The 17,952-nt window shown below is 48.5% G+C and carries 16 protein-coding genes; all 16 read left to right on the forward strand.

Features of this window, described 5'->3' with window-relative positions; translation table 11 throughout:
* The first annotated feature begins 77 nt into the window (after positions 1-77).
* The 16 genes from ACR32F_RS00285 (at position 78) to folP (ending at position 17,925) form a co-directional block, all read left to right on the forward strand.
* The gene (locus tag ACR32F_RS00285; RefSeq protein ID WP_440115108.1) at positions 78-830 is read left to right on the forward strand and encodes a hypothetical protein; all 753 of its coding nucleotides are present in this window, start codon (positions 78-80) and stop codon (positions 828-830) included.
* Positions 814-1,761 carry a serine/threonine protein kinase gene (locus ACR32F_RS00290; protein ID WP_440119627.1) on the forward strand — a complete coding sequence of 316 codons (948 nt, stop codon included), beginning with the start codon at positions 814-816 and terminating at the stop codon, positions 1,759-1,761. Before ACR32F_RS00285 ends, ACR32F_RS00290 begins: the two co-directional genes overlap by 17 nt.
* 44 nt (positions 1,762-1,805) lie before the next feature.
* Positions 1,806-3,245 (forward strand): tRNA lysidine(34) synthetase TilS, encoded by a 1,440-nt coding sequence (gene tilS / locus ACR32F_RS00295; protein WP_440115110.1) that lies wholly within the window; start codon positions 1,806-1,808, stop codon positions 3,243-3,245.
* Between the two features lie 52 nt (positions 3,246-3,297).
* Complete coding sequence (gene hpt, locus ACR32F_RS00300; protein ID WP_145326534.1) at positions 3,298-3,837, forward strand: hypoxanthine phosphoribosyltransferase; 540 nt, start codon at positions 3,298-3,300, stop codon at positions 3,835-3,837.
* A gap of 100 nt (positions 3,838-3,937) precedes the next feature.
* Entirely contained in the window at positions 3,938-5,983 is a 2,046-nt protein-coding gene (ftsH, locus tag ACR32F_RS00305) for an ATP-dependent zinc metalloprotease FtsH (protein WP_440115112.1), read from the forward strand.
* 295 nt (positions 5,984-6,278) lie between these two features.
* Positions 6,279-7,217: a quinolinate synthase NadA gene (gene nadA / locus ACR32F_RS00310; protein ID WP_024633731.1), complete on the forward strand. Its 939-nt coding sequence runs from the start codon at positions 6,279-6,281 to the stop codon at positions 7,215-7,217.
* A gap of 36 nt (positions 7,218-7,253) precedes the next feature.
* On the forward strand, positions 7,254-8,873 hold the full coding sequence (gene nadB / locus ACR32F_RS00315; protein ID WP_440115115.1) for an L-aspartate oxidase: 1,620 nt from the start codon (positions 7,254-7,256) through the stop codon (positions 8,871-8,873).
* The gene (gene nadC, locus ACR32F_RS00320) at positions 8,870-9,736 is read left to right on the forward strand and encodes a carboxylating nicotinate-nucleotide diphosphorylase (RefSeq protein ID WP_440115117.1); all 867 of its coding nucleotides are present in this window, start codon (positions 8,870-8,872) and stop codon (positions 9,734-9,736) included. The genes nadB and nadC overlap by 4 nt, the downstream gene beginning before the upstream one ends.
* A gap of 6 nt (positions 9,737-9,742) precedes the next feature.
* Positions 9,743-10,513, forward strand: coding sequence for a type III pantothenate kinase (locus ACR32F_RS00325; RefSeq protein ID WP_440115119.1), 771 nt, complete (start codon positions 9,743-9,745; stop codon positions 10,511-10,513).
* A gap of 138 nt (positions 10,514-10,651) precedes the next feature.
* The gene (gene hslO, locus ACR32F_RS00330) at positions 10,652-11,542 is read left to right on the forward strand and encodes an Hsp33 family molecular chaperone HslO (protein WP_440115121.1); all 891 of its coding nucleotides are present in this window, start codon (positions 10,652-10,654) and stop codon (positions 11,540-11,542) included.
* A 23-nt stretch (positions 11,543-11,565) separates the two neighbouring features.
* A complete protein-coding gene (locus tag ACR32F_RS00335; RefSeq protein WP_440115123.1) occupies positions 11,566-12,516 on the forward strand; it encodes a peptidyl-prolyl cis-trans isomerase in 951 nt (316 codons plus the stop codon).
* A gap of 347 nt (positions 12,517-12,863) precedes the next feature.
* Positions 12,864-13,802: a cysteine synthase A gene (gene cysK, locus ACR32F_RS00340; protein ID WP_440115125.1), complete on the forward strand. Its 939-nt coding sequence runs from the start codon at positions 12,864-12,866 to the stop codon at positions 13,800-13,802.
* Between the two features lie 139 nt (positions 13,803-13,941).
* On the forward strand, positions 13,942-15,552 hold the full coding sequence (locus ACR32F_RS00345) for an anthranilate synthase component I family protein (RefSeq protein WP_440115127.1): 1,611 nt from the start codon (positions 13,942-13,944) through the stop codon (positions 15,550-15,552).
* Between the two features lie 50 nt (positions 15,553-15,602).
* Positions 15,603-16,178, forward strand: a complete 576-nt coding sequence (gene pabA, locus ACR32F_RS00350) for an aminodeoxychorismate/anthranilate synthase component II (protein ID WP_440115129.1) — start codon at positions 15,603-15,605, stop codon at positions 16,176-16,178.
* A gap of 2 nt (positions 16,179-16,180) precedes the next feature.
* A complete protein-coding gene (locus ACR32F_RS00355) occupies positions 16,181-17,065 on the forward strand; it encodes an aminotransferase class IV (RefSeq protein WP_440115131.1) in 885 nt (294 codons plus the stop codon).
* The gene (folP, locus tag ACR32F_RS00360) at positions 17,062-17,925 is read left to right on the forward strand and encodes a dihydropteroate synthase (RefSeq protein ID WP_440115133.1); all 864 of its coding nucleotides are present in this window, start codon (positions 17,062-17,064) and stop codon (positions 17,923-17,925) included. The genes ACR32F_RS00355 and folP overlap by 4 nt, the downstream gene beginning before the upstream one ends.
* The last annotated feature ends 27 nt before the right edge of the window (positions 17,926-17,952 follow it).

Here is a 17,952-nt window from a genome sequence, read left to right on the forward strand (position 1 = left end):
TCCTCGGTTTGAAGTCTCTTCATTCTGGCAATGCTAGTCATAGAGTTGGAGAGTAACCAAAAACGGAGGGATATCGGATGAAGCAAATCTTATTGATCACCGACGGCTGTTCCAATGTAGGCAGAAGTCCGGTGCTGGCAGCGGCCGAAGCGCGTGAAGAGGGGATTACAGTCAATGTCGTTGGCGTCATTGATTATGGAACCATTGGCGAGTTGGGCAGTCGGGAGATCGAGGATATTGCCAAAGCCGGAGGAGGAATTAGTCAGATCGTCGGTACACGGCAGCTTGCCCATACCATGCAGATGATGACCCGGAAAACAGTGGTTCAGACCATTCAACAAGCAGTTAATAGAGAGTTATCACAAATTTTGGGAGAGTGCGTACCCAGAACGGTAACAGACCTTGAACCTGAAAAGCGTGCACAGGTGGTAGAAGTAATGGATGATATGGCGGAGAACACACCACTTCAGGTCGTTCTGTTAATTGATGTAAGTGCCAGTATGAAGCCTAAGCTTGCTGCTGTGGAAGAAGGAATTCGAGATTTAATGCTTAGTTTGCAAGCACGTATGGGTCAGAGCCATCTTTCCGTATTTCATTTCCCGGGACGACATAGTGGAGAAGAAGCAGTGATGGACATCGACTGGACAGCGGATCTGAGCCGTGTTCGTTCATTGTTTGGACGTTTGCAGATGAAAGGGGCGACGCCGACAGGTCCCGCGATTCAACAGGTGATTGATTTTTACCGTTATGGTACACTGGAGGGACAGCAGGAAATAGAAGGGAACTATCGCATTGAAAGAGAAGGAATGCTCGGTGACAACGTTGTCTGACGCCTCTTTCCCTCCAGGAACAGTCATCACAGGGAAATGGAATCGCGGTCGTTATACGATTCGGAAGCTACTGGGCAAAGGAGCCAACGGCATTGTTTTTCTTGTCCAGCGGGGTGAAAATGGCAAGCAATATGCGCTAAAAATGGGATTTGACCCTGTAGATCTGCAATCAGAAGTCAATGTGCTCAAATCTTTTCAATTACAGCGTAATCATGAAGCCCTTCGGCAGAGCGGCATTCCTTCCTATCTCAAAGATGTGGATGATTATGCCGTTCGAGGCCGGGATATTCCCTTTTATGTGATGCGTTACGTTCGGGGTGAGGCTCTTCATCACTTCATTCGGCGTCAGGGGACGGACTGGACACTTCTGATTGGACTCAGACTTTTGCAGAAGCTAGCTCAGTTGTATCGGGCAGGGTGGGTGTTTGGAGATCTCAAACCGCAAAATGTACTGGTATCTGATCATGGGCAGGTGGAGCTTATTGACTATGGCGGAGTTACTCTGATCGGCCGGAGTGTCAAGCAGTTCACCGAATGGTATGATCGTGGCTTCTGGAATGCAGGCAGCCGAACAGCAGATGGTACCTATGATGTATTTGCTTTTGCGCTATTGTTGATTCATGTACTTGAAGCAGATGCGCTCAAGGCATTGGCCGCGGAAGGACTACCGCAACTGCGAAGTGTTAATCAGCTCGTAGCGCTGGTGGAGCACAGTGAGCGATTGGGTCCTTTTCGAAACTGGACGATCCAGGCATTGCGAGGTCAATTTCATGATGCAGACCATGCGGCTAAAGTGTGGAAGGAAATGATGGCACGCCCCGCATCTCTTCGCCGTCGTTCCAAAAGTACAACACCGCGCTGGCTCAAGAATGCATTCGCTTTATCTGTAATATTACTTATTGGGGTGCTCATCTATGCACTACGTTTCTGACCTGTGAGAGTGCATATACATAACGCAAGGAATGAGGATCAGGTATGGAGCCTTTACGCTGGAATATGCTGGTGAATAACGTGCTGGATGCAGCGGAAGAGCATCAGCTATGGGTTCCCGGGGATCGGATTGTCGTCGCAGTATCGGGCGGTCCGGACTCGGTGGCTTTTTTGCATATCATGCATGAGATCAGTATCAGGCATGTGCCGCTTGAATTGATATGTGCCCATGTGCATCATGGTTTTCGGAACGAATCGGATCATGAAGCGGAGATGATGAAGGAACTTGCTTTGCAGCTTGGTGTTGCATTTGAATGGGTGAAGGCCGATGTACCTTCTTATATGAAGCTTACCGGTCAAGGGCCACAGGAGGCAGCACGCAACAAGCGCTATGCATTCCTACATGAAGTGGCTGCCAAATACGATGCCGCGAGCATTGCTCTGGCACATCATGCCGACGATCAGGCAGAGACGGTTATGCTCCATTTGCTGCGTGGCAGCGGTTTGTCTGGACTCGCAGGAATGAAGTTTAAACGGCGAGAAAAAAATGTGGAACTTATTCGTCCATGCCTTCGTATAAACAAGACAGACCTTGTAGAAGCTTGTAATACCCAGGGTTTTCTGTATTTTAATGATGAAAGCAATTCCCTGCGTAAATATCGGCGTAACGCCATCCGCTTGGATGTGCTTCCTTATTTGGGGCAGTATAATGGACAACTCACGCCGTCTTTGAATCGGCTTGCCGAAATTGTGGGTGATGAAGACGATTTCATGGAGCAGAGTGCATATGACACATACAGGTGTCTAGTGCAGGTGAACGGCGGAAGGCAAACCTTTGAGGTGCCTTCCTTCTTGAAGTTACATGTCGCTTTACAACGAAGGTTGATTAAACTAATATTGAATTATCTGCCTTTGGACAGTGATTTTGTCGACTTTACCCGTATAGAAACCATTCGTCGCAAGGTCATGGAGACCCATATGACGATCTGGAGCCTGGATATAGGACAGACACTCACCTGCACCCGGGAGTATGATCTGATTTCTTTTGGCATACGGACGGACGTACAGGATCAATCTTACGAGTATCGTCTTGCACAATGGAGCGGAACTTATGAGCTTTCACTCACCGAAATTAATCGATATATTCGGTTGATGCCGATGAGTCCCGAGGAATATCATGTACCGGAATCGGCGGATCAAGCCGCATTTGATGCGGATCAATTACTTATGCCGCTGGTTATACGTTCACGGTTACCTGGAGATACCATGAAAGTAATGGGATTAAACGGAAGCAAAAAGGTGAAAAATATTTTCATCGATGAGAAAATTCCCGCGTCTATCCGTCCACGTATTCCTGTGGTATGTGATGGAGCAGGCAACATCATTTGGTTACCGGGTGTTCGACGGTCCGGTGTAGCTCCTGTCAGGGAGGACACTTCCGCAATCCTGTACATGACTGTAGGCGATTCAGCGATTCAGGGGTAGTGGTTATGGTTCAGTTAAGGCTTTCATAGTATAACTTAGGAGGTTCGCACAGTTGCAGAACGACATTCAGGAAGTATTGATCAGTGAAGAAGAAATTCAGAGTAAAGTCAAGGAATTAGGCGCAACATTAAGTGCCGAATATGCAAATCGCAATCCTTTGGTCATTTGTGTGCTCAAGGGTGCGTTTATATTTATGGCTGATTTGGTTAAAAACATAACGGTACCTGTTGAAATGGATTTTATGGCAGTGTCCAGTTATGGCGCTTCCACCAAGTCATCTGGCGTTGTCAAGATCATTAAGGATCTGGATGTATCCGTTGAAGGACGGGAAGTTCTGATTGTCGAAGATATTATCGACAGCGGACTTACACTCAGTTATCTGATCGAACTGCTGCAAAACCGCGGTGCTGAATCGGTGCGTGTGGTTACGCTGTTCGACAAGCCTTCAGGCCGTAAAGTTGAGTTGGAAGCCCATTATACAGGCTTTGACATTCCTGATGCGTTCATCGTTGGTTACGGTTTGGATTTTGCCGAGAAGTATCGGAACCTGCCCTATATCGGGATTTTGAAGCCGGAAGTATATAGTAGCTAATATCCTGCCCGACCCAAGCCTTGAGCTGTCCTTGGCTTCTGTTGAGAAGCCATGTCGGGCTATGTTAAAATAATCTAAGTGTCTCGAGAGGAGGTAGGGGATGAATCGGTTCATCCGGAATTCTGGTTTTTATTTGATTCTTTTTTTAGTTGTGGTGGGTTTGGTTAGATTTATCACAGATGGGAACGAAGTCATAGAAAACCCTAGATATGATCAGTTGCGCACGGAGATCAAGGCCAATAATGTCTCTGAATTGACAGTTCAATTTAACGGTCAGACGTACCTCGTGACCGGTCAATACAGAAAGGCGCCTGACGGTGCTAAATCAGAAAGTTTCTCAACGTATATTCCTCCTACAGACGAGGCGATTAATGAGCTTGTAGCTGCAAGTGAAGCTAACAAATTCGAATATCATCAGGAACCAATGAAAGGTGACAGCATCTGGTTAACGTTGCTGACTTCCTTTATTCCGTTGATCATTATGTTCCTGCTGTTCTTCTTCCTGTTTAATCAGGCTCAAGGTGGCGGCGGTAAAGTAATGAACTTTGGTAAAAGCCGTGCTCGTCTTTATAACGAAGAGAAGAAACGGGTTACGTTTGAAGATGTTGCGGGTGCTGACGAAGAGAAGCAGGAGCTTGTTGAGGTCGTAGACTTCCTTAAGGACCCTCGTAAGTTCGCAGCAGTAGGCGCACGGATTCCGAAGGGTGTATTGCTTGTCGGGCCTCCGGGTACTGGTAAAACATTGCTCGCTCGTGCCGTAGCCGGTGAAGCGGGTGTGCCATTCTTTAGTATTTCCGGTTCCGACTTCGTTGAAATGTTCGTCGGTGTCGGTGCATCTCGTGTACGTGACTTGTTTGAAAATGCAAAGAAAAATGCTCCTTGTATCATCTTTATTGATGAAATTGATGCTGTAGGACGTCAGCGTGGTGCTGGTCTTGGTGGTGGTCACGATGAACGTGAACAGACACTGAACCAGTTGCTTGTTGAAATGGACGGATTCGGAGCCAACGAAGGCATTATCATCGTAGCTGCAACGAACCGTGCAGATATTCTCGACCCTGCATTGTTGCGTCCGGGACGTTTTGACCGTCAAATTACGGTTGACCGCCCTGATGTGAGAGGCCGTGAAGCTGTCCTGAAAGTACATTCCCGCAACAAACCAATGACTAAAGACGTGAAGTTGGATATTATTGCGAAGCGTACAACAGGTTTCTCCGGTGCGGATCTGGAAAATCTCCTGAACGAAGCGGCATTGCTTGCAGCACGTCGTAACCGTAGAGATATTTCCATGAAAGAAGTTGACGAGGCGATCGACCGTGTCATCGTAGGTACGGAAAAGAAAAGCCGTGTCATCAGTGATCGTGAGAAACGTATCATTGCCTACCACGAAGCAGGTCACACCATTGTAGGTTACTTCCTGGAACATGCCGATATGGTACATAAAGTTACCATTATTCCGCGTGGACGCGCGGGTGGATATGTAATCATGATGCCAAAAGAAGATCGTATGCTTATAACCAAGCAGGAGCTGTTGGACAAAGTAACCGGACTCCTCGGAGGCCGTGTTGCAGAAGAATTGTTCATTGGTGAAATTGGTACTGGCGCATACAGTGACTTCCAGCAAGCGACAGGTATTGTTCGCAGCATGGTTATGGAGTACGGTATGAGTGAGAAATTGGGTCCTATGCAATTTGGAAGTTCCCAAGGACAGGTATTCCTCGGACGTGATATCGGTCACGAACAGAATTACTCGGATTCCATCGCCTATGAGATTGATCAGGAAATGCAACGCTTCATTAATGATTGTTACGAGAAATGTAAGGATTTGCTCGTAAAACATACAAGAGAGATGCATTTGATCGCACAAACATTGCTTGAAGTGGAGACACTTGAAATGGATCAGATCAAGGAATTGATCGAGACAGGTTCACTGACTCCAAAAGATGAAAATAGCAATGATGGTGAAGGTACGCCAAACGAGAGCGGAGAGCCAATCATCGACAACATCGGTGATGTGCGTGTTCGTATCCAAGGCAAAGATGAAACGCCTGAGCCACCAGCTGGAGATATTCCTAACGAAGCTCCGAATCTGGATAAAGGAATTAACAATGGCCCGGATGATGGCGGAACAAAACCAACATCTTAAGGCATAACCTATTCTGGCTAATGTAGCAGATGACGAAGAGAGCCCTAGGGCTCTCTTTTTTTATGAATTAGTTCAATTTTTATAGATAATGATAACCGGGAGCTTTAGGGCGTACTACGCAGGAAATAGGTGGTTATGCCGTGCTTCTGTGGCGTTTTCATTTATTGACAGAGTCGTGAACGTTGTGTACATTAGGTGTTAAACCGCTTGTGATTCGTTTCTCAAGCGAATATTACGACTTGTTAGCCATATGAAACAGTGAATGACACTGTTCCGATAAAGGAGAGGATCGCAGGTGGAAGCTCTGGCTTTAGAGCGCAAGGCTGAGATGAACCGGGAGCTGCGTGAGCGGCTGATGGAGTTGAAGAAGGAACGTAATGCCATTATTCTTGCCCATTATTATCAACGTGACGAGGTACAGGAGGTCGCTGATTTCCGGGGAGATTCGTTCCTGTTAGCCCAGAAGGCAGCACAAACAGATGCTGATGTGATCGTTTTCTGTGGTGTCCATTTTATGGGTGAAAGCGCTAAAATTCTTGCGCCTAACAAAACGGTTATCATTCCGGATGAACGTGCAGGCTGCCCGATGGCAGATATGGTGAATGTTGAAGGATTACGAAAATTGAAAGCACAGCACCCAAATGCCAAAGTAGTAACTTACATCAATTCTTCAGCTGAGATCAAGGCAGAGACCGACATCTGTTGTACATCGGCCAATGCAGTCAGAGTTATTCAATCTGTTGATTCGGATGAAATCATCTGGGTTCCGGATAAAAATCTGGGACATTATGTGCAGCAACACACAGACAAGAAAATGATCATCTGGGAAGGTTACTGCAATACCCATGATATGCTGACGGTAAAAGATGTGGTGGAGATGAGGGCTAAGCATCCCAATGCAGAGTTTGTTGTCCATCCCGAATGTCGCCCTGAGGTTGTGGAGATGGGTGATTTTGTAGGCAGTACAACAGCCATTCTGGAGTACTGCAAAAATTCTTCAGCAAAAGAATTTATCGTGGGTACCGAAGATGGTACAGGATATCAGCTTCGTCTGGATAGCCCGGATAAACAGTTCCATTTTGCTACCAAGTTCCTCGTATGTCCAAACATGAAGGTCAACAACTTGAAGAAACTGGTTAAGTGCCTGGAAACGATGAAGCCACAAATCTACGTACCACCGGCCGTTGCCGACAAAGCCAGAGAATCACTCGAGCGCATGTTACTGGTGAAGTAGCATGCGTTACTCTTGCTCCAAGACAGGTGAAATAACATGATACCGCAATATTTAGTGGATTTTGATCTGTCCGCGCTGCCGATGGTGGAGACGGATGTGTTGGTTATTGGTTCAGGCATTGCCGGATTGTTTACTGCGATCAAAGCGAGTGAACACCGCAGTGTGTTGATGATCACGAAGAAGTCATTACTTGAAAGTAACACCCGGTATGCGCAGGGAGGCATCGCTGCGGTTATTGCTGAGGATGATTCACCTGCCTACCACTTGCAAGATACACTGGTTGCCGGAGCGGGCTTATGCCGCTCCGAAGCGGTAGAAGTATTGGTGAACGAGGGTCCGGGCGGTGTGAAAGAACTGATTCGACTGGGCACTTCATTTGATCTGGAGAACGGCGAGTTGGCGTTGACGCAGGAAGGTGCGCATAGCCACCGCCGTATTTTGCATGCCAATGGGGATGCTACGGGATATGAGATTGTGCGTGCACTTGCTGCCCAAGCGAACGAACATCCCGGAATTGAAGTGTGGGATGAGCATTTTGTCATCGATCTGATTATAGATCGGGGAGAATGTGTAGGGGCGCTGGTCCAAAAGGCAGATGGCTCGCAAGTCTTTGTGAAAGCACAGGCAACCGTGCTCTGCTCTGGCGGTGCAGGACAGCTGTATCGATACACGACCAACCCGGAGGTGGCTACAGCGGATGGAGTAGCTATGGCCTATCGTGCTGGAGCTGTGGTTAGGGATATGGAGTTTATTCAATTCCACCCGACCTCCCTTTGTTATCCTGGAGCGCCTCGTTTCCTGGTTTCAGAAGCGGTCCGTGGTGAAGGGGCTTTTTTGCGTAATGTGAAGGGCGAGCGATTTATGGAACGGTATCATGCACAGCTTGAACTGGCACCGCGTGATATCGTAGCCCGAGCGATTGTCAGCGAGATGGAGTCCACAAACAGTACCTTTGTTTACTTGGATATCACGCATGAACCAGCAGAGATGATCAAGCATCGTTTCCCGACCATCTATGAGACTTGTATGCGTTATGGGCTGGATATGACAACGGATTGGATTCCGGTTGCTCCTGCTGCACATTACATGATGGGCGGGGTCAAGACAGACCTCAGCGGAGAGAGCAGCATCGGCCGATTGTTTGCATGTGGTGAGGTATCCTCTACAGGAGTACACGGGGCAAATCGTTTGGCAAGTAACTCCTTGTCTGAAGCGATTGTATTTGGTCGCAGAATCTTTGAACGTATTCAATCTCTTCCTCCACTCGGTCCACTCAAGGTAGTTGGTTCAACTCCGGAGAATATTGGCCGAGGGGTAGCGAAAGAGCAGAAACCAATATCCGAAAGACGGTTGCGATTGCAAAAAATGATGGTACGTCAAGTGGGGCTGCGCCGGAATGGTGAAAAACTGCAGAAGGCGATGGACAAACTGCAGCATGAATTGCATTTTTTTGATCAGGTGCTCACACAGAAGGAAGAGATGGAATATGCCAACCTTTTAACTTGTGCATGGTTGGTTACCACTGGAGCATTACACCGTGAGGAGAGCCGGGGAGCCCATTACCGTGAGGATTTCCCGCAGCGTGACGATGCCGTATGGCAGAAGCATAGTTTGCAGCAGCGAGAACAAGCGATTGTGGAGGAATTGATGTCATGATACTGAACGGATATAATGAAGGACTCATCGAATCAATCAAAAACTGGCTTCGCGAGGATGTTGGTGCAGGGGATGTGACAACAAGTGTGACTATTCCCGCAGGCAATCAATCCAAGGCCGTCATTCATGCCAAAGATAAGGGAATCATTGCAGGGATTAGCATAGCCGAAATCGTGTTCCAGGTAGTCGATCCCAGCCTTGTATTCACACCGATGGTAAAAGACGGAGATGCGGTCAACCATGGTACGATTCTGGCTGAGGTAGAAGGCAATACACACAGTCTGCTGACGGGTGAACGTCTGGCCCTAAACCTGTTGCAGCGCATGTCGGGTATCGCTACCCGCACACGTTCTTATGTTGATGCGTTGGAAGGGTTGCCTACACGACTGGTAGATACACGCAAAACAACACCAGGACACCGTTTACTTGAGAAATATGCGGTTCGAGTCGGTGGTGGAGCGAATCATCGGTTCGGCTTGTATGATGCGGTGATGATTAAGGACAACCATATCAAGGGTGCAGGCGGTATTACGGAAGCGGTTCAACGTGCACGGGCAGTCATCCCACATACGATGACCATAGAGGTGGAAACTGAAAATTTGGAACAGGTGAGAGAAGCCTTGCATGCCAAGGCGGATATCATTATGCTGGATAACATGCATCCAGATCGGATGCACGAGGCCGTTGTGCTGATTCATGAGCAGGCTCCGCATGTGAAGGTCGAAGCGTCAGGTAATGTCTCTTTAAGCACCATTCGTGGTATTGCGGAGAGCGGAGTGGATGTAATTTCGGTTGGCAGGTTAACCTATTCTTTTGAGAGCCTGGACATCAGCCTGGATTTAAACGAAAAGAAAGAGGGGTGAACCTCTTTGATTCTAGTTGTAGACGTGGGGAACAGCAACATCGTACTTGGGGTGTATAAAAACCGAGAGTTGCTGCACCATTTTCGTCTGAGCACATCTCGTCAGTCAACAGTGGATGAATACGGCGTAATGATTTATAATTTATTTCATATGTCCGGTATTTCAACACGCGACATTGAAGGTGTGATCATCTCATCGGTGGTTCCACCACTGGTGAATGTGATAGAGGCGATGTGTGAGAAATATGTAGGCAAAAAACCGCTACTTGTCGGGCCCGGCATCAAAACCGGTCTAAATCTGCGGTACGAGAATCCGCGTGAAGTTGGGGCGGATCGCATTGTTAATGCAGTTGCAGCTGTCGAGAAGTACGGCGGCCCACTGGTTGTGGTCGATTTCGGTACAGCGACAACCTTTGATTGTATAGACGAAAAGGGTCATTATCTGGGCGGGGCCATCGTACCCGGCATCCACATTGCTACCGAAGCACTCTATGAGCGAGCGTCCAAGCTGCCTCGTATAGAGCTGGAGAAGCCCAAGAAAGTGATTGGTCGCAACACCATTCATGCCATGCAGGCTGGTATTATATATGGGTATGCTGGACAAGTGGACGGCATTATAGAGCGTATTCGCGAAGAGATGGGGGCAAAACCCAGAGTCATTGCGACTGGAGGACTTGCCAAGCTGATTGCGGATGAAACCCGTAGCATCGAGGAAGTGGATCCGCTGCTTACGCTTGAAGGGCTGCGTATCATTTATGAGCGGAACCGGGAAAGGTAAGAACAGAGACGGCATACTGCGGGCTGGGGTTACAGTCTAATGTGTTATGCCGTTTTTTTATGAATTGAATGAACATTGTTCAGTTTGTATGCTGGTTATAACGAAGGATAGAGATGACGCCAAAGGAGGCTGGATGACTTGGAAAACAACAACAAACAGGACCGTTTAATTCGTGGTACAGCAATGAACGGACGGGTTAGAGCCTTTGCTGTCCAAACGACGGAGCTGGTTGAAGAACTGCGCAGAAGACATGATACGTTTCCCACGGCTACAGCTGCCATGGGGCGTACGGCTACAGCAGCAGCGATTATGGGTGCAATGCTCAAGGGAGAAGAGAAACTGACCATTCAGGTTAAGGGAGACGGTCCCATTGGACAGATTGTTACCGATGCGAATGCCAAAGGTGAGGTTCGCGGCTATGTAAGCAATCCACATGTACATCTTCCGAGCAATAGCATGGGCAAACTGGATGTTGCTGGTGTGGTCGGAACAGAAGGATTTATTAACGTGACCAAGGATCTTGGCCTCAAAGAACCATACCGAGGTAGCGTGCCGATTATTTCAGGCGAGCTGGGCGAAGACTTTACGTACTATTTTGCCAAATCGGAACAGACCCCTTCTGCTGTGGGTGTTGGCGTTCTGGTAGATACGGATAATTCTGTTATTGTAGCCGGTGGATTCATTATACAGCTGCTTCCAGGATTGACGGATGATGAAATTACCGAGATTGAGAAATCAATCAGCACGTTGCCACCGGTGACGTCTTTGCTGGCTGAGGGTTTTGAATTGGAAGAAATGCTCCGCCGGGTACTGCCTGATGTACGGGTTTTGGACGAAATGGATATTCATTTCCATTGTGAGTGTTCACGTGAACGGGTAGAGAAAACGTTGATCAGCCTTGGTCAGTCCGAGATGGAACAGTTAATTGAAGAAGAAGGCCGAGCTGAAGTGGTCTGCCAATTCTGTAATGAAGCCTACGAGTTTAATAAGGAACAACTTGAGACTATCCTAGAGCAAGCCAAGAACTGATTTATGCGGGGATGGGACGCGGAATGACAAGACAAGAAAAAGGGTTGTGGACGGCTGTAATTGTCTTGACGCTTGGAATGTTGGTAATGGGTACGGTTATGGTCGTGCAAGGTCTGCGTGCTGGACGTGATGGTGCAGATGCATCTCAGGATGCCGGTCAGGAGGAAGGGAACACTGTAGCAACGATTAATGGAGAGACGATCACAGACACGGAATGGACCAAGGCGTTGAAACGACGCTATGGCAGTGAGTTGTTGCTCCAGATGCTCAACCGCAAAGCAGTTTATGCAGAAGCGATTGATCGTAATCTTACAGTGACTCCCCAAGAGATTTCGAAAGAGCTTGCCTTGGCAATGGAGGGGTATGATTCAGAGAAATCTTATTATGACGAGATGAAGTCCCAACTCGGTTTATCCAGACAAGATCTTGAGCTTGAGGCGGGATACAGGCTTCTGCTGGAGAAAATTGCGACGAGCAGCATCCAGATCAAAGATGCAGATATTGAACATTACTGGAATGAACACCGCGAAGATTATGTTTCCCCCGAGAAATACGATCTGTCCATGATTGTGCTGAAGGATGAAGATCAGGCTGAATCAATTCTGGATGCGCTGGACAACGGAGCAGACTTCGAAGAAACAGCCCGTAAAGAATCGACAGATAGCTACTCTCGTGATTCGGGGGGCCGATTGGGCTGGATCGAGCAGAATGACCCATTCCAGCCGGAGGCAATCCTGAAACTGGCGGATGGAATGGAAGTTGGAGATATTGCAGGGCCAGTTCAGGTTGAAGCAGGCTATGCCATCATTAAGGTGAATGATAAACAGGAACGCCAGGTACAATCCCTGGAAGAAGTCCTTGAAGAAATCCGGATGCAACTTGCTCTGAGTCAAGCCGACCCTCTATCACAGGTCGAGGAAAGGCTACGCGACAAGTACGGAGCTGTCATTCTATCCGATATTCCGGCTTCTTGAAGCTCGTGAATGAGATGTTCCGCTGCTGCATCGTGATAAAAATACTCTGTCTACGGCCTTAGGGCCTAGGGCAGAGTATTTTTTTGGTACTCATATTGACAATAGGGTATAACGTTGATAAGATAAAAATAATCAAATACCTACTCATTTACTCGGAATAAGAGGGTTTACATTAACTAAAGAAACCTTCGGAGATCTAAGGCAAACCTGTCTAAAGTAATGAACAGACAGGATGGATTAGACCGGATTTCCGCAGTTCTTCTATAACATCCAGAGGCTGCTTCGGCCGCACATGTATATGGCAACAGGACTTAAGTAGTATTCATCCCACTAAGGAGGGCATTCATATGGCTAAAGTAGTTAATAGCGTAACAGAACTCATCGGAGGTACTCCGCTTGTTCGTCTGAACCGCATCGTACCTGAAGGCAGTGCTGAAGTATTCGTGAAACTGGAATACCAGAATCCAGGTTCAAGCGTCAAGGACCGTATTGCGATCAGCATCGTGGAAGAAGCTGAGAAAGAAGGCAAGCTGAAACCAGGCGATACCATCATCGAAGCAACCAGTGGTAACACAGGAATCGGACTCGCCATGGTGGCTGCAGCCAAAGGCTACAAGTCTGTTATCGTTATGCCGGAAACGATGAGCATGGAGCGTCGTAACTTGCTTCGTGCATACGGAGCTGAGCTTGTGCTCACACCGGGAGCCGAAGGTATGAATGGTGCAGTTAAAAAGGCGGAGGAATTGCTTAAAGAAAATCCATCGTATTTCATGGCAGAGCAATTTAAAAATAAAGCCAACGTGAAGATCCACCGTGAAACGACTGGTCCTGAGATTGTTGAAGCAATCCAATCTGTAGGCGGTACGTTGGATGCTTTCGTTGCGGGAATTGGTACAGGCGGAACAATTACAGGTGCAGGTGAAGTGTTGAAAGAGGCCTTCCCTGAGATCAAAATTGTTGCAGTTGAGCCAGCAGCTTCACCAATCCTGGCAGGTGGCAAACCGGGTCCTCACAAAATTCAGGGGATCGGCGCCAACTTTATCCCTGAGATTCTCGATCAGGAGATCTATGATGAGATTATTCACATCGAGAATGATGATGCATTCGAGACCGCTCGTCAGGTAGCGAAGGAAGAGGGCATCCTGTCTGGTATTTCTTCTGGTGCAGCCATTCGTGCAGGTCTGCAAGTGGCTAAACAGCTGGGTGCAGGCAAACGCGTCGTGGTTATCGTGCCAAGTAACGGCGAACGTTACCTCAGCACACCGCTTTATAACTTTGAATCTTAAGTTAACAAGCGATGAAACAAATCCTCCTTGCCCGCATGACGGGTGTGGAGGATTTTTTGCTGAATGCTTTTAAAAGAAGCGGCGCTTTAGTATACTATCAGACAATAGAACTAGCGACAGATGGAGGCGGCAAACCGCAATGACACACCTGATGACAACATACGCCGACTGGACGGAGTGGGCCGGAGAAGGTTGGACCATGATGCCGTATATGATCAAGTCGGATAAGGGACCGTATCATGGCGGTTTACCGTTAACGTGGGAAGCGGCCTGGCAACAGGCATCACCTTATGCAATGGTGCTGGAGAATGGCAAAGGCGGAAGATATACCTTCCTGGGACTGAATCCGGTATCTGTGATTTCCGGCAAAAATAATAAAGCGGTTATACATGATCTTGTTAAGGGGACTGCCTCAGCAGACAATGGTAAGCCGCTTGATGTCTTAAAAAGATGGGCAGCACCTTACAGTGCTCCCAAGGTAAGTGGTACTCCAGACTTTGGCGGTGGATGCGCAGGTTATCTCAGCTATGACGTAGCCAGATCTCTGGAGAAGCTGCCAACCTTGGCAGAAGATACACCGGCTCTGCCAGATTACTGGTGGATGCGTTTTGAAGAAATATGGGCATATGATCATGAGGAACAAGCCTTATTTTGTATGGTACATCTGGCTGTACAGTCGGATCAGGATGAAGCGCAGCTTCGCAAGTTATACGCAGAAGCGGAAAAGCGTGCAGTAGCAATGCAGCAGCGATGGTTAGGCATCTTGGAGTTCGCACAAGCGGAAGAGCAGAAGCAAGCAATGGAGCGGCGCAATGAACAAATGAATGTAGCACATCAGTCAGAAGAATCGGATAGGGAAACCGAAGGATGGCAGACATCTTTTCCCCAGCAGGACTTCGAACAGGCGGTACGCACAGTACAGGAATATATCCGGCAGGGTGACGTGTTTCAGGTGAACTTGTCTCTGCGACAAGAGAAGCAGCTGCAGTCGAATGCCGAACACATATATGAATGGCTACGCCTCGTGAATCCATCTCCCTACATGGGAATGCTGCGCAGTCCGGATTTTCAACTGGTGAGTGGTTCTCCCGAATTGCTTGTCAAAGTGGATCACGGTAAGGTCAGTGCCCGTCCAATTGCCGGTACACGGAGAAGAGGCCGTGACGAAGCTGAGGATGAAGCAATGGCCACTGAACTACTGAACAGTGAAAAAGAGCGAGCAGAGCATATTATGCTGGTCGATCTGGAACGGAATGATATCGGACGAATTGCAGCCTATGGATCGGTCCATGTGCCCGAATTAATGACGATCGAGAAGTATTCACATGTCATGCATCTCGTTTCTCAGGTGGAGGGTAGGCTGGCAGAGGGATTATCCGTTTTTGATGTCATCGCTGCAACGTTCCCGGGTGGAACGATTACAGGGGCTCCCAAGGTCCGTACCATGGAAATTATCGAGGAACTTGAGCCTGTACGACGTGGTCCCTACACTGGTTCTATCGGGTGGATCGACTACAGCGGGAACATGGAGTTGAACATCGTCATCCGCACACTAGCCATCAAGGACAGCGTGGGTTATGTGCAGGCGGGGGCGGGTATTGTTATCGATTCCGATCCCTATCGTGAATACAAGGAGTGCCGCAACAAGGCGAGAGCCATGATGAGAGCCGTGAATTACAGCGAGGAAGCGGAAGCGGACAGAGCTGTCGAACAAGAACAAGCGGAGCGAACTGAAGCTATTAAAAACTAAAACGAAGCAACCGTCACTTGCGTTGACGGAAGATGAGGAGGAGCAGGCATATGATACTGGTTATCGATAATTACGATTCCTTCACGTACAACCTGGTTCAATATTTGGGTGAACTGGGAGAGACGGTGGAAGTTCACCGCAATGATGAGATTGATCTGGCAGGCATCGAGGCATTGGCACCTGATCATATTCTGATCTCACCGGGTCCTTGCACTCCGAATGAAGCGGGCATCAGCCTGGCAGTCATCGATCATTTCAAGGGAAGCATTCCGATCTTTGGTGTATGTCTGGGACATCAGGCCATTGGACAAGCGTTTGGCGGCAATGTCATTCGTGCAGAGCGCATGATGCACGGCAAAACATCCGAGATGCACCATAATGGAACATCGGTATTTGCCGGATTGTCATCCCCATTTACAGCTACTCGTTATCACTCCCTGATTGTGGAGCGCAGCAGCTTGCCCGACTGTCTGGAGATTACAGCAGAGACAGCAGAAGGTGAGATTATGGGCCTGCGTCATAAAGAATATGCCATTGAAGGAGTTCAGTTCCATCCGGAATCCATTATTACAGACCACGGTCACCAGATGCTTCGCAACTTCCTGTCTCAGCAGGTCAAGGTATAACGATGAAATATGCCGCGATAAACGGAGAATTGGTCAATATAGCGGCAGCCGTGGTTCCGGTAACGGATCACGGCTTTTTGTACGGACTAGGATTGTTCGAGACATTTCGGACGTATCAGGGGGTTCCTTTTCTGCTGGATCGACATTTGGAGAGAATGGCTTCAGGATGCCGTGAACTGGGCATTCCGTTCAATACAACAGTGGCAGAAGTAACGGAATGGATCAAACGCCTGTTGCAAGCGAATGAACTTCAGGATGCATATGTGCGTTATACCGTATCGGCGGGTGATGCGCCGCTCGGCCTGCCTTCGGGGGATTATGTGAAACCCAATCACATCGTATTGGCAAAAGCATTACCCGAACCCTCTCCATCTCTATACGAGCATGGTAAAATGCTTCAACGGCTGTCTACACCTCGTAACACGCCTGAAGGAGAAGTGCGTTTCAAATCGCTGCATTACATGAACAGCATTCTGGCGAAACGTGAGCTGAATAGGTACGGGGAACCTGTGCAAGGGGCAGAAGGATTGCAGTTAACCCGAGATGGTCATGTTGCAGAGGGGATTGTCAGCAATGTGTTCTGGGTGAGACAGGCTGTGCTCAATACGCCAGCGCTTGCGACAGGTATTTTGCCGGGAATCACCAGAGCGGTTGTACTGGAGCTGGCAGCTCAGCAGGGGATTACTTGTCAGGAAGGGTTGTTCTTGTGGGAGGATCTGTTGCACGCAGACGAAATATTTTTGACAGGCTCTGTTGCGGAACTTGTTCCTGTTACCACCTTGCGAGATCAGGCTGGAACGGAAACGATAATCAGCAGTCGACATATAGGCCCGGTTACAGCAGTACTTCTGAGTATGTACCGGCAGAAAGCGGGGTATACTTCATGACACTTACACCAGTCATCTATGAACGGAATTATTCATGGGGGCCAGCAGAGCTAAGGCTTGGCACACGCACACTTATTATGGGCATTCTTAACGTTACCCCAGATTCCTTCTCGGATGGGGGACGTTACACCAACGTGGAGCGGGCGGTCGCCCACGCAATACAGATGATGGACGATGGAGCTGATCTGATTGATATCGGTGGTGAGTCTACGCGTCCGGGTTCAGAAACCGTTAGCGCGGATGAAGAGCTCAGCCGGATTATCCCGGTCATTGAAGCGTTGCGACAGCAAGCCCCGCATATTCCTATATCGGTAGACACTTATAAGGCGAATGTTGCTCGTCAGGCCATTCAGGCTGGAGCGCACATCATCAATGATGTGTGGGGCGCCAAGGCAGATCCGGAGATGGCACGCACTGCGGCGGAATTGGGGTGTCCTTTGATTCTGATGCATAACCGGCACGAACGAGATTATACGGACTATCTGGGTGATGTGGTCAGTGATCTCCAGGAAAGTGTACAGATCGCGCTGGAGGCGGGTGTTCATCCCGATCAGATTATTCTGGACCCAGGCATTGGCTTTGTGAAGAATCTGAAGGAAAATCTGGCGCTCATGTCATCGCTCGGGTTGCTCAATGAAATGGGATATCCCGTCCTGCTCGCTACCTCCCGTAAAAGATTCATCCAGAACACCTTGCAGGTGCAGGCTGGTGATGCGTTGGAGGGGACGGCGGCAACCGTTGCATTCGGCATTGCCCAAGGCTGCCAGATGGTACGGGTTCATGATGTGAAGCCAATTCGGCGCACGGTGGACATGTGTGATGCGATGTTATATGCTTCTCCAGGCTTGCGGAGAAAATGATACTGGCGGGTCCAGATGACCCGTCCA

Origin of the sequence: Paenibacillus hebaui, assembly GCF_051934385.1 — a bacterium.
Lineage (GTDB): Bacteria > Bacillota > Bacilli > Paenibacillales > Paenibacillaceae > Paenibacillus.

Excerpts from the sequence above, each read along its gene's own strand:
- ACR32F_RS00285 (WP_440115108.1), top strand. The coding sequence starts at position 78 with ATGAAGCAAATCTTATTGATCACCGACGGCTGTTCCAATGTAGGCAGA.
- tilS (WP_440115110.1), top strand. The coding sequence starts at position 1,806 with ATGGAGCCTTTACGCTGGAATATGCTGGTGAATAACGTGCTGGATGCA.
- ftsH (WP_440115112.1), top strand. The coding sequence starts at position 3,938 with ATGAATCGGTTCATCCGGAATTCTGGTTTTTATTTGATTCTTTTTTTA.
- nadB (WP_440115115.1), top strand. The coding sequence starts at position 7,254 with ATGATACCGCAATATTTAGTGGATTTTGATCTGTCCGCGCTGCCGATG.
- nadC (WP_440115117.1), top strand. The coding sequence starts at position 8,870 with ATGATACTGAACGGATATAATGAAGGACTCATCGAATCAATCAAAAAC.
- ACR32F_RS00335 (WP_440115123.1), top strand. The coding sequence starts at position 11,566 with ATGACAAGACAAGAAAAAGGGTTGTGGACGGCTGTAATTGTCTTGACG.
- cysK (WP_440115125.1), top strand. The coding sequence starts at position 12,864 with ATGGCTAAAGTAGTTAATAGCGTAACAGAACTCATCGGAGGTACTCCG.
- ACR32F_RS00345 (WP_440115127.1), top strand. The coding sequence starts at position 13,942 with ATGACACACCTGATGACAACATACGCCGACTGGACGGAGTGGGCCGGA.
- pabA (WP_440115129.1), top strand. The coding sequence starts at position 15,603 with ATGATACTGGTTATCGATAATTACGATTCCTTCACGTACAACCTGGTT.
- ACR32F_RS00355 (WP_440115131.1), top strand. The coding sequence starts at position 16,181 with ATGAAATATGCCGCGATAAACGGAGAATTGGTCAATATAGCGGCAGCC.
- folP (WP_440115133.1), top strand. The coding sequence starts at position 17,062 with ATGACACTTACACCAGTCATCTATGAACGGAATTATTCATGGGGGCCA.